Source organism: Achromobacter sp. DMS1 (genome assembly GCF_001270295.1).
Genome location: NZ_LHSJ01000138.1, coordinates 1 through 10,612, shown reverse-complemented (window position 1 = coordinate 10,612; position 10,612 = coordinate 1). Strand labels below are relative to the sequence as shown.

Sequence of the window (10,612 nt, the reverse complement as noted above, 5' to 3'; positions counted from 1 at the left end):
CCGTGCGGCGGGGCGGCTGGAGCGGCTTCATGGGGCCGCAGGTCGCGGGCAAGCGCCTGGGGCTGATCGGGCTGGGGCACATCGGCCGGGAAATCGCCTCATGGGGCCGCAGGTCGCGGGCAAGCGCCTGGGGCTGATCGGGCTGGGGCACATCGGCCGGGAAATCGCCCGGCGCGGGGCGCTGGGTTTCGGCATGCGGGTGGGCTATTGCACGCGCCGTCCCCGGCCGGAAAGCGGCTATGCGCATTACGCGGACGTGCGCGCGCTGGCCCGAGACTCGGATTTCCTGGTGGTGGCCGCGCCGGGCGGGGCCGCCACGCACCACCTGGTCGACGAGACGGTGCTCGACGCGCTGGGGCCGCAAGGCTACCTGGTGAATGTGGCGCGCGGCAGCGTGGTGGATACGCAGGCGCTCATCGCCGCCCTGGAGCAAGGCCGCATCGCCGGCGCGGGCCTGGACGTCGTGGAGGGCGAGCCCGACGTGCCCGAGGCGCTCAAGCGCCTGGACAACGTGGTGCTCACGCCGCACAGCGCCGGCCGTTCGCCCGAGGCGGTGGAGAACACCGTCAGTCTCTTCCTGCAGAACGCCGCCGCCCACTTCGCGGGCCGCCCCCGTGCTCACCCCCCGTGCCCGATGCGGGACACGGCGGATAGCAGCGTCCGCCGCGCCGGCGGGCAGGGAGCCTGCCGCCCTCAGTGCGAGAACAGCACCGGCACCGTCATGCTCTTGAGCACCGAGGCGGTGGCGCCGCCCATGGCCCATTCGCGCAGCTTGCTGTGGCCGTAGGCGCCCATCACGATGAGGTCGGCGCTGTGGTCGGCGGCCGTGTTGAGGATAGTGGCGCCGACGCCCACGCCGCGGATGTCGCGCCTGACGTGCCGCGGCTCGGGAACGCCATGCAGCTCGAAATACGTGGCCAGCTCGGCGAAGGGAATGGCGGGCTCGCGCGTCGTCGTGGATTCGCCCTCGTCCATGGTGAGCACCACGATCTCGCCGGCGTGCTTGAGCAGGGGCATGGCGTCGGCCAGCGCGCGCGCCGCCTCTCGGCTGCGGTCCCAGCAGTAGACGATGCGCTCGCCCACGCCCGTGAACGTGCCGCTGGAGGGCACCACGAGCACCGGCCGTCCGGCGGACAGCAGCGTCTGTTCCACGAATTCGATTTCATGGGCCGCGTCGGTGTCGCGAGGGTTTTCCTGGCTCAGCACGATGAGGTCGGCGGTGCGGCCGTACAGCGCCATGCACGCGCTGGGCGAGCTTTCGGCGCTGCGCACCGAAGCCGCCACGTCGGCCGCCGAAGCGGAGGCCAGGAAGCCGTTCTGCACCGCGGCGCGGTCTTCGGCCAGCACCTGCTTCATGACGTCGAGCGCGCGGGAAAGCAGCACGGATTCCCCGTAGTAATACTGCGGCGGGGCGGAACTGGCGTAGATGCCGAGCACCTCCGCCTTGTGGCGCCGGGCCAGCGCCAGGGCGACGGTGGTGCGGCGTTGGCAATCGTAACCCTGGTCCAGGTGCAAAGCGATGCGGCGGTACATGGCGGCCTCCTTGTCAGCGTCCATGCTCAAATGGTCGGACAGACCGGCGCCCGGCTTCTTGACCTGGATCAAGCGGCGGCGGCCCGAGACATGGCGGCGGGCGTGTACTCGAATTTCGGGTCTTCGCTGCGCACGCTGCCGCTCGAGACCCTGACCTATGTCTGCGCCATGCGCAAGGGCCATCCGCTGCTGGCGCAGCCCCGCTTCACGCTGGACAGCTTCCTGCGCGCACGCCATCTCATGGTCAGCCTGCTCGGCACGCCGGCGCTCATCGATCACGAGCTGGCCGCGCACGGGTACAAGCGCAATGTCGTGCTTACGATCAACCAATTCGCGCTTGCGCCGCGACTGCTGGCCGAAACGGACCTGATCTGCGTGGTGCCGGTCAACACGGTGCGCAACAGCCCGTACAGCCACCTGCTGGAAGCGGTCGAAGCGCCTTTTCCTTTCGTGCCTCGCACCGTCAACCTCATTTGGCACGAACGTTCCGACAACCTGCCCGCGCATCGCTGGCTGCGGGAGGAAATCCTCAAGGTATGCAAAGCGCAAGGCATGGTGTTCGACCAGACGGCGCGGCCCGAACCCCATGCGTACTAGGGGAAGAAAGCCCGGCTTCGTCATTCATATCCATGATAACAACTGATACCAATCTTTGATTGGACCGTATGACGGGGCGTCGATAGCATTCGGGTCATTCCACTTCCGGCGCAGTGCGCGCCAGCATCCTGGAGACCCTTGTGACCCATACCGCAACCGCCCCGGGCGGCCGCCGCTTTCGCGTCGGCTTCGACGTGGGAGGCACGTTCACCGACTTCACACTGCTGGCCGAACATACCGGCGAACTGCACTATTTCAAGGTGCCCTCCACGCCGCATGATCCTTCCGAAGCCATCCAGGCAGGTCTGGCCCACCTGATGCGCGAGCACGCCATAGACGGTTCCGAGCTGGTTCACGTGGGCCACGGCACCACGGTCGCGACCAACATGGTGATCGAGCGCCGGGGCTCGCGCACCGCGCTGGTGACCACCCGCGGTTTTCGCGACGTGCTGGAAATCGGCCGGCAGACCCGGCCCCATCTGTACGACTACAACGTCGTCAAGCCGGAGCCGCTCGCCCCCCGCGAATGGCGCTTCGAAATCACCGAACGCATTGCCGCCGACGGCTCGGTGCTGCAACCGCTCGACGAGGACGAAGTCGTGGCCGTCGCGGCCGCGGGGCTTGCTCCGTCCCCGGAACTGGAACCCCTATCGTTGTCCATGCCCGCTCACTCCCGCAGCACTTCGGAATTCGCCCTGCGCCTGCACGACGTCGCGCTCGGCTACGGTGATTTCACCGTGCTGCGCGGCATCTCCATGGATGTCCGGGCCGGACAGGTGGTGGCCATCATGGGCGGATCCGGCTCCGGCAAGACGACGCTGCTGCGCGCGGCCACGGGCCAGATCCAGGCGCAGCGCGGCAAGGTCGTGGTCTTCGGCCAGGACATCGGCCAGGCCGGCGCCGCCGAACTGCAGGCCCTGCGCCAGCGCATGGGCGTGCTGTTCCAGCAGGGCGCGCTGTTCACCGATCTCAACGTCTTCGAAAACGTGGCCTTCCCGCTGCGCGAGCACACGCGCGCCAGCGACGCGGAAGTCGTCGAGCGCGTGCTCGACAAGCTCGACGCCGTGGGCCTGCGGGCGGCCGCTCACCTGAAAGTGTCCGAGATATCGGGCGGCATGGCGCGCCGCGTGGCGCTGGCCCGCGCGGTGGTGCTGGAGCCCGAGCTCATTCTCTATGACGAGCCCTTCGCGGGGCTGGACCCGATCTCGCTGGGCGTCACCGCCCGCCTCATCCGCGACCTGGCGGACCGGCTGGGCTGTGCCTCGGTGCTGATCACCCACGACGTGCATGAGTCTTTCGCCATCGCCGACCAGGTGTATCTGGTGGGCCAGGGCGAGCTCAAGGCCGCCGGCACGCCCGACGTGCTCTCGGCCTCGGGCGACCCCTACGTGCAGCAGTTCCTGCGCGGCGAGCCGGACGGCCCGGTGGCGTTCCACTACCCCGAGACGCCGGCTTTCCGGAAATGGCTGTCGCAACAAGGAGGCAAGGCATGAGCGGCCCCCTCAAGACCATCGGCGCGCTGGGCGGCTGGGCCCGCGCCCAGGTAAGCGGCGTGGGCTACTTCACCCGCTTCTTCGGCGCCATGCTGGCGCGCAGCGGCATTGCGCTGTCGCGGCCCCGCCTGGTGTCGCAGCAGATCCACTTCATCGGCAACTATTCGCTGCTCATCATTGCCGTGTCCGGCATGTTCGTGGGCTTCGTGCTGGGCCTGCAGGGCTATTACACGCTGAACCGCTACGGCTCCGAGGAGGCCCTGGGCCTGCTGGTGGCGCTGTCCCTGGTGCGCGAACTGGGCCCCGTGGTGACGGCGCTGCTCTTCGCGGGCCGGGCGGGCACCTCGCTGACGGCCGAAATCGGCCTGATGAAGGCCGGCGAGCAGCTCGCCGCCATGGAGGTCATGGCCGTGGACCCCATGCGCCGCGTGCTGGTGCCCCGGCTATGGGGCGGCATCGTCGCCATGCCCATCCTGGCCTCGGTGTTCTCCATGGTGGGCATCCTGGGCGGCTGGGTCGTGGGCGTGGCGCTCATCGGCGTGGACGCCGGGGCGTTCTGGTCGCAGATGCAGAATGGCGTGGACGTCTGGAGCGACGTGGCCAACGGCGTCATCAAGAGCCTGGTGTTCGGCGTCACCGTCACGCTGGTGGCGCTCTACGAGGGCTGGCAGGCGCGCCCCACCCCCGAGGGCGTGGCCCGCGCCACCACGCGCACCGTGGTGGTGGGCTCGCTGGCGGTGCTGGGCCTGGATTTCCTGCTCACGGCCCTGATGTTTGGAAACTGAAACGGATAACGAATCATGTCACGCGAAAAAACCGATTTCTGGGTGGGCCTGTTCGTGCTGCTGGGCGCGGCCGCCTTGGTGTTCCTGGCTTTGCGCGCCGGCAACCTGAGCAGCTTTTCCTTCGCCCCCACCTACACGCTGACCGCCAACTTCGACAACGTGGGCGGCCTGAAGGTGCGCGCGCCCGTGAAAAGCGCGGGCGTGGTGGTGGGCCGGGTGTCCGGCATCTCCTTCGACGACAAGACCTTCCAGGCCGTGGTGTCGGTCGACCTCGAAAAGGCGTACCAGTTTCCGAAGGACACCTCGGCCGCCATCCTGACCTCCGGCCTGCTGGGCGAGCAATACCTGGGCCTGACCGCCGGCAGCGACGAGGAGAACTTTACCGACGGCGGAAAAATCCGCTATACACAAAGCGCCGTGGTGCTGGAGCAGCTCATCAGCCAGTTCCTGTACGGGTCGGCGGAAAAGTCGGGCACCAGCCAGGGCGGCGGCGCCGATGCCGCGCCCAAGGCCCCCTGAACAACAAGGCCGGACCGCGCCGGCGCGCAGCGACACGAATAAGAAATTACCGATAGGGATCCCCACATCATGAAAATGCAAGCTCTTTCCCGCGTTGCCACTGTCGCCGCAGCCGGCGCGCTGCTGGCCGGCTGCGCCGCGTCCTCGAATCCGGACCCGCGCGATCCCTGGGAAGGCTTCAACCGGGGCGTGTACAAGTTCAACGACACCGTGGACCGTGCGCTGTTCAAGCCCGTGGCCCAGGCCTACACCTACGTCACGCCGCAGCCGGTGCGCACCTGCGTGCACAATATCTTCAACAACGTGGACGACCTCTGGTCGGGCACCAACAGCTTCCTGCAGGGCCGCGGCCACGACTTCATCAACACGCTGGGCCGCTTCCTGTTCAACACCACGATGGGCGTGGGCGGCTGCTTCGACGTGGCCTCGGCCAACGGTGCCCGCAAGATCCCCAACGATTTCGGCACCACGCTGGGCGTCTGGGGCTTCGGCCAGGGCCCCTATCTGGTGCTGCCCTTCTTCGGCGCCTCCACGGTGCGCGACGGCGTGGGCCTGGTGGGCGACTGGCAGGGCCGCGCACACGGCTACATGGGCGTGAGCGCCATCGACAACGTGCCGCTGCGCAACTCGCTGTGGGGCCTCGAGGTGGTGGACACGCGCGCCAGCCTGCTGGACGCGACCGACACGGTGGACCGCGTGGCGCTCGATCCGTACAGCTTCGTGCGCGATGCCTACCTGCAGCGCCGCGCCTCCATGGTGCTGGGCCACAAGACGGACAGCGAATCCACGCTGCCCAACTACGAAGACGACGAGGACGACGCCGCGCCCGCCCCGGGAACCGGCGCCCCGAAGACGGAGTCCCCGGAAGCGGGCCTCCCGGAAGCGCCCCCCCCGGTTTCGGCGCCGCGGTAAGCCGGACCGCCGTCCCCCTACGTGAGCAAGGAGCATACCTACATGCGGTTTTCCCCTCTTTCCCTGTTGCAACGGCTGTTCGTCGCCGGCCTGCTGGGCCTGGCCGCCGCCGCGGCCGCCCATGCCAAACCCGACCCCAACGGCCCGCCCGACAAGTTCGTGCAGGCCGCCGCCGACGAGGCCCTGAACGTGCTCAAGGCCGACGGCGCCGTCAAGGCGGGCAACACCGCCCGCATCAACCAGGTGGTCGATCAGCACATCCTGCCCTACGTCGATTTCATGAAGACCACCCGCCTGGCGGCGGGCCGCTACTGGCGCCAGGCCACCGACCAGCAGAAGCAGGCCCTGGCGACAGCCTTCCGCGGCACCCTGGTGCGCACCTACAGCGGCGCGCTCACGCGCGTGACGGCCGGCACGCAGGTCAAGATGCTGCCGCTGCGCGGCGACCCCAACGCCGACGACGTGGTGGTGCGCACCCTCATCACCCAGGACAACGGCCAGCCGGTGGGCGTGGACTACCGCCTGGAGAAGACCGCCCACGGCTGGAAGATCTACGACATGAACGTCGAAGGCATCTGGCTCATCGAGAACTACCGCAACCAGTTCGCGCAACAGATCAACCAGAACGGCATCGACGGCCTGATCAACGCGCTCAACCAGCGCAACCAGTAAGCACGGGCGCGGCGCGGGAGCCCGCGGCTCCCGCGCCGGCGTTCCGTCCCTGTCCGCGCCGGGGCCATCGGACGGCGAGCCGTACGGCGCTTATATAATGAGCGATTCGCTCTTTTCCGGGCCCTCACTGCCGTCATGTCCGCCGTCAGTCTCGAACACGTCTCCAAGATCTACGCGCCGCGCCGAAGCGGGTGGCAGAAGCTGCTCGGCCGCGCCCCCGGCCCCGGCTTCCAGGCCCTGGACAACGTCAGCCTCGAAATCGGCCACGGCGAATTCTTCGGCCTGCTGGGCCCCAACGGCGCCGGCAAGACCACGCTGATTTCCATCCTGGCCGGGCTGGCGCGCGCCACCTCGGGCCGGGCCAGCGTCTGTGGCTACGACGTCGTGGCCGACTACAAGTCGGCCCGGCGCGCCCTGGGCGTGGTGCCGCAGGAGCTGGTGTACGACCCCTTCTTCACGGTGCGCGAGACGCTGCGCATCCAGTCGGGCTATTTCGGGCTGCGCAAGAACGACGACTGGATCGACGAGATCCTCCACAACCTGGGGCTGGCCGACAAGGCCGACAACAACATGCGCGCACTGTCCGGCGGCATGAAGCGGCGCGTGCTGGTGGCGCAGGCGCTGGTGCACCGCCCGCCGGTCATCGTGCTGGACGAGCCCACGGCGGGCGTGGACGTGGACCTGCGCCGCACGTTGTGGGAGTTCATCTCGCGGCTGAACAAGGCCGGCCACACCATCATGCTCACCACCCACTACCTCGAAGAGGCCGAGGCCCTGTGCGGGCGCATCGCCATGCTCAAGGGCGGCCGCATCGTGGCGCTGGACACCACGCAGGCGCTGCTCGCCCGCGTGGGCGGGGTGGACCTCGAAGACGCCTTCGTCCGCATCATGCACCAGGACGACCTCCCGCCCACCCCCACGCTGCAACCCGAAGAGATTTCCTCATGACGCCCGCCGAAGCTTCCGCCAGCCAGCCGCTGGTGCAGCCCCGCCTGGATGCCGGCTCCGGCTTTCCGACGCTGCTGCGCAAGGAGCTGCTGCGCTTCTGGAAAGTCAGCTTCCAGACCATCGCGGCCCCGGTCATCACGGCGCTGCTCTACCTGCTGGTGTTCCGGCACGTGCTGGAAGGGCGGGTCACGGTGTACGGAACGGTGCCGTACACCGCGTTCCTGATTCCGGGGCTCATGATGATGAGCATGCTGCAGAACGCCTTCGCCAATCCGTCCTCATCGCTCATCCAGAGCCGCATCACCGGCAACCTGGTGTTCGTGCTGCTGCCGCCGCTGTCGCATCGCGACATTTTCGCGGCCTACGTGCTGGCGGCCGTGGCGCGCGGCCTGGCCGTGGGCGTATGCGTGTGGCTGGTGGCGCTGTTCTTCGTGTCGCTGGCGCCGCAGCATCCGCTGTGGGTGCTGGCGTTCGCGGTGCTGGCCTGCGGCATCATGGGCACGCTGGGCCTGATCGCCGGGCTGTGGTCCGAGAAATTCGACCAGCTCGCGGCCTTTCAGAACTTCCTGATCATGCCGGCCACGTTTCTGTCGGGCGTGTTCTATTCCATCCATACCCTGCCGCCGTTCTGGCAGGGCGTGTCGCACTGGAATCCCATTTTCTACACCATCGACGGCTTCCGCTACGGGTTCTTCTCGGTGTCGGACGTCTCCCCATGGCGCAGCCTGGCGGTGGTGAGCGGGGTCTTCCTCGCGCTGTCGCTCTATGCGCTGCGGCTCCTGGCCCGCGGCTACAAACTCAGGAACTGACGTTCATGCTTCCCACTCCCGAGCAAGTCCGCCAATACATCGCGGACGGCCTGCCCTGTGTACACCTCGACGTCCAGGGCGACGGCTCGCACTTCGACGCCGTCATCGTCAGCACGGCTTTCGAGGGCAAGCGGCTCATCGCCCGCCACCAGATGGTCTACGCGGCGCTGGGCGACCGCATGAAAGCCGAAATCCACGCGCTCTCCATGCGCACGCTCACCCCGGCCGAATACGAACAGGCAGGCAAATAATGGACAAACTCCGCATCACCGGCGGCCCCCGCCTGCAAGGCGAAGTCGCCATCTCGGGCGCCAAGAACGCCGCCCTGCCCATTCTCTGCGCCGGCCTGCTGACCGCCGAGCCGGTCACGCTCTCCAACGTGCCGCACCTGAACGACACCGCCACCATGCTGCGCCTGCTGGAGCGCATGGGCGTGCGCGCCGAACGCGCGGCGGACGGCGTGGTCACCGTGCAGGCTGACGGCGTCGACAACCTGGAGGCTCCCTACGAACTGGTCAAGACCATGCGCGCCTCCATCCTGGTGCTGGGCCCGCTGGTGGCGCGCTTCGGCGAGGCCCGCGTAAGCCTGCCGGGCGGCTGCACGATCGGCCAGCGCCCGGTGGACCAGCACATCAAGGGGCTGGCCGCGCTGGGCGCCGAAATCAGCATCGAGCACGGCTTCGTGGTGGCCCGCGCCAGCCGCCTGAAGGGCGCCGTCATCCGTACCGACATGGTCACCGTCACAGGCACCGAAAACCTGCTGATGGCGGCCGTGCTGGCCGAAGGCCGCACCGTGCTCGAGAACGCGGCGCGCGAGCCCGAAGTGGTGGACCTGGCCGAGCTGCTCATCAAGATGGGCGCCCGCATCCAGGGCCACGGCACCGACCGCATCGTGATCGAAGGCGTGGAGCGCCTGCACGGCGCCTCGCACCGCGTGGTGTCCGACCGCATCGAAGCCGGCACCTTCCTGTGCGCGGTGGGCGCCGCGGGCGGCGACATCCTGCTGCGCCACACCGACCCCGCCATCATGGGCGCCACGCTGTCCAAGCTGGCCGAGGCTGGCGTGACCCTCGAAACCGGCCCCGACTGGGTGCGCGGGCGCATGGACGCGCGCCCCAGGGCCGTGGACTTCCGCACCCACGAATACCCCGGCTTCGCCACCGACATGCAGGCCCAGCTCATGGCGCTGAACACCGTGGCCGATGGCGCCTCGGTGGTGGTGGAAACCATCTTCGAAAACCGCTTCATGCACGTGCAGGAGCTGCGCCGCATGGGCGCCGACATCGACATCGACGGCCACACCGCCGTGGTGCGCGGCGTGCCGCGCCTGTCGGGCGCCAAGGTCATGGCCACCGACCTGCGCGCCTCGGCCAGCCTGGTCATCGCCGGCCTGGCCGCCGAAGGCGAAACCCTGGTCGACCGCATTTACCACCTGGACCGCGGCTACGACCGCATGGAAGTGAAACTGCGCGCCCTGGGCGCCGACATACAACGCGTTAGCGGCAAGGAAACGGCATGAGCGACGCTCCCGTCACGCCCCTCACCCTGGCCCTGTCCAAGGGACGGATCTTCGAAGAAACCATGCCCCTGCTGGCCGAGGCCGGCATCGAAGTGCCCGAGAACCCCGAAAGCTCGCGCAAGCTCATCCTGCCCACCAGCGACCCGGCCCTGCGCCTGATCATCGTGCGCGCCTCCGACGTGCCCACCTACGTGCAGTACGGCGCGGCCGACCTGGGCATCGCCGGCAAGGACGTGCTGATCGAGCACGCGGCGCAGCAGCCCGGCGGGCTGTACCAGCCCATCGACCTGAACATCGCCAAGTGCCGCCTGGCCGTGGCCGCCCGGCAGGGCTTCGACTACGAGGCCGCCGTGCACCAGGGCGCGCGCCTGCGCGTGGCCACCAAGTACGTGCAGTCGGCCCGTGAACACTTCGCGGCCAAGGGTGTGTACGTGGACATCATCAAACTGTATGGTTCGATGGAACTGGCCCCGCTGGTCGGCCTGGCCGACTGCATCGTCGACCTGGTTTCCACCGGCGGCACGCTGCGCGCCAACAACCTGGTCGAAGTCGAGAGCATCATGCCGATTTCCTCCCGGCTCATCGTCAACCAGGCGGCGCTCAAGACCCGCGGCGCCCGTCTGCAACCCCTGCTGGACGCCTTCGAGCGGGCCGCCGCCCGCAACGCCTGACCCCCGTCCCCGCCCGCCCGCGGCGCGGGCCCGGTGCAGACGAACAACACGCCCAGCCACAGCGAAGGCGTGAGCAGGCCCGGGAAGGCCGCGCGCAGCCGCCAGCCCGAGCAGCGGAAAGAGAATGAAGGTGCACGACAGGATCAGCGCGTGC

General features: G+C 68.6%; 12 protein-coding genes and 2 pseudogenes. 13 read left to right on the top strand and 1 reads right to left on the bottom strand.

Going from position 1 to position 10,612, the window contains the following annotated elements; all coding sequences use genetic code 11:
* Positions 1–625: pseudogene (locus tag AD428_RS16060) on the top strand (NAD(P)-dependent oxidoreductase); the annotation flags it as partial.
* Positions 626–693: 68 nt separating this feature from the next.
* On the opposite strand, the gene AD428_RS16055 reads toward AD428_RS16060, so the two are convergent.
* Complete coding sequence (locus tag AD428_RS16055; RefSeq protein WP_235490498.1) at positions 694–1,557, bottom strand: universal stress protein; 864 nt, start codon at positions 1,555–1,557, stop codon at positions 694–696.
* Between the two features lie 6 nt (positions 1,558–1,563).
* On the opposite strand from AD428_RS16055, the gene AD428_RS16050 reads away from it, so the two are divergent.
* The 12 genes and pseudogenes from AD428_RS16050 to hisG all read left to right on the top strand — a co-directional run bounded on the left by AD428_RS16050 (position 1,564) and on the right by hisG (position 10,458).
* Entirely contained in the window at positions 1,564–2,130 is a 567-nt protein-coding gene (locus AD428_RS16050) for a LysR substrate-binding domain-containing protein (RefSeq protein WP_235490493.1), read from the top strand.
* A gap of 113 nt (positions 2,131–2,243) precedes the next feature.
* Positions 2,244–2,732 (top strand): annotated as a pseudogene (locus tag AD428_RS27120) (hydantoinase/oxoprolinase N-terminal domain-containing protein); the annotation flags it as partial.
* A 57-nt stretch (positions 2,733–2,789) separates the two neighbouring features.
* Complete coding sequence (locus tag AD428_RS27115; protein WP_053245854.1) at positions 2,790–3,623, top strand: ABC transporter ATP-binding protein; 834 nt, start codon at positions 2,790–2,792, stop codon at positions 3,621–3,623.
* Entirely contained in the window at positions 3,620–4,408 is a 789-nt protein-coding gene (gene mlaE, locus AD428_RS16040) for a lipid asymmetry maintenance ABC transporter permease subunit MlaE (RefSeq protein WP_053245849.1), read from the top strand. The genes AD428_RS27115 and mlaE overlap by 4 nt, the downstream gene beginning before the upstream one ends.
* Positions 4,409–4,423: 15 nt before the next feature.
* Positions 4,424–4,927: an outer membrane lipid asymmetry maintenance protein MlaD gene (mlaD, locus tag AD428_RS16035; protein ID WP_053245848.1), complete on the top strand. Its 504-nt coding sequence runs from the start codon at positions 4,424–4,426 to the stop codon at positions 4,925–4,927.
* 69 nt (positions 4,928–4,996) lie between these two features.
* On the top strand, positions 4,997–5,839 hold the full coding sequence (locus tag AD428_RS16030) for an MlaA family lipoprotein (RefSeq protein WP_082308450.1): 843 nt from the start codon (positions 4,997–4,999) through the stop codon (positions 5,837–5,839).
* Positions 5,840–5,881: 42 nt separating this feature from the next.
* Positions 5,882–6,511 carry an MlaC/ttg2D family ABC transporter substrate-binding protein gene (locus AD428_RS16025; RefSeq protein WP_053245847.1) on the top strand — a complete coding sequence of 210 codons (630 nt, stop codon included), beginning with the start codon at positions 5,882–5,884 and terminating at the stop codon, positions 6,509–6,511.
* 135 nt (positions 6,512–6,646) lie between these two features.
* Positions 6,647–7,459, top strand: coding sequence for an ABC transporter ATP-binding protein (locus AD428_RS16020; protein ID WP_053245846.1), 813 nt, complete (start codon positions 6,647–6,649; stop codon positions 7,457–7,459).
* Positions 7,456–8,268 carry an ABC transporter permease gene (locus AD428_RS16015; RefSeq protein WP_053245845.1) on the top strand — a complete coding sequence of 271 codons (813 nt, stop codon included), beginning with the start codon at positions 7,456–7,458 and terminating at the stop codon, positions 8,266–8,268. The genes AD428_RS16020 and AD428_RS16015 overlap by 4 nt, the downstream gene beginning before the upstream one ends.
* Positions 8,269–8,273: 5 nt before the next feature.
* Complete coding sequence (locus tag AD428_RS16010) at positions 8,274–8,519, top strand: BolA family protein (RefSeq protein ID WP_053245844.1); 246 nt, start codon at positions 8,274–8,276, stop codon at positions 8,517–8,519.
* Entirely contained in the window at positions 8,519–9,787 is a 1,269-nt protein-coding gene (gene murA / locus AD428_RS16005; RefSeq protein WP_053245843.1) for a UDP-N-acetylglucosamine 1-carboxyvinyltransferase, read from the top strand. Before AD428_RS16010 ends, murA begins: the two co-directional genes overlap by 1 nt.
* Complete coding sequence (gene hisG, locus AD428_RS16000) at positions 9,784–10,458, top strand: ATP phosphoribosyltransferase (protein ID WP_053245842.1); 675 nt, start codon at positions 9,784–9,786, stop codon at positions 10,456–10,458. Before murA ends, hisG begins: the two co-directional genes overlap by 4 nt.
* Positions 10,459–10,612 lie beyond the last annotated feature (154 nt).

What these genes read in the sequence shown, in the direction of transcription:
- AD428_RS16055 (WP_235490498.1), bottom strand. Translation starts at nt 1,557, where the DNA reads ATGGACGCTGACAAGGAGGCCGCCATGTACCGCCGCATCGCTTTGCAC.
- AD428_RS16050 (WP_235490493.1), top strand. Translation starts at nt 1,564, where the DNA reads ATGGTCGGACAGACCGGCGCCCGGCTTCTTGACCTGGATCAAGCGGCG.
- AD428_RS27115 (WP_053245854.1), top strand. Translation starts at nt 2,790, where the DNA reads ATGCCCGCTCACTCCCGCAGCACTTCGGAATTCGCCCTGCGCCTGCAC.
- mlaE (WP_053245849.1), top strand. Translation starts at nt 3,620, where the DNA reads ATGAGCGGCCCCCTCAAGACCATCGGCGCGCTGGGCGGCTGGGCCCGC.
- mlaD (WP_053245848.1), top strand. Translation starts at nt 4,424, where the DNA reads ATGTCACGCGAAAAAACCGATTTCTGGGTGGGCCTGTTCGTGCTGCTG.
- AD428_RS16030 (WP_082308450.1), top strand. Translation starts at nt 4,997, where the DNA reads ATGAAAATGCAAGCTCTTTCCCGCGTTGCCACTGTCGCCGCAGCCGGC.
- AD428_RS16025 (WP_053245847.1), top strand. Translation starts at nt 5,882, where the DNA reads ATGCGGTTTTCCCCTCTTTCCCTGTTGCAACGGCTGTTCGTCGCCGGC.
- AD428_RS16020 (WP_053245846.1), top strand. Translation starts at nt 6,647, where the DNA reads ATGTCCGCCGTCAGTCTCGAACACGTCTCCAAGATCTACGCGCCGCGC.
- AD428_RS16015 (WP_053245845.1), top strand. Translation starts at nt 7,456, where the DNA reads ATGACGCCCGCCGAAGCTTCCGCCAGCCAGCCGCTGGTGCAGCCCCGC.
- AD428_RS16010 (WP_053245844.1), top strand. Translation starts at nt 8,274, where the DNA reads ATGCTTCCCACTCCCGAGCAAGTCCGCCAATACATCGCGGACGGCCTG.
- murA (WP_053245843.1), top strand. Translation starts at nt 8,519, where the DNA reads ATGGACAAACTCCGCATCACCGGCGGCCCCCGCCTGCAAGGCGAAGTC.
- hisG (WP_053245842.1), top strand. Translation starts at nt 9,784, where the DNA reads ATGAGCGACGCTCCCGTCACGCCCCTCACCCTGGCCCTGTCCAAGGGA.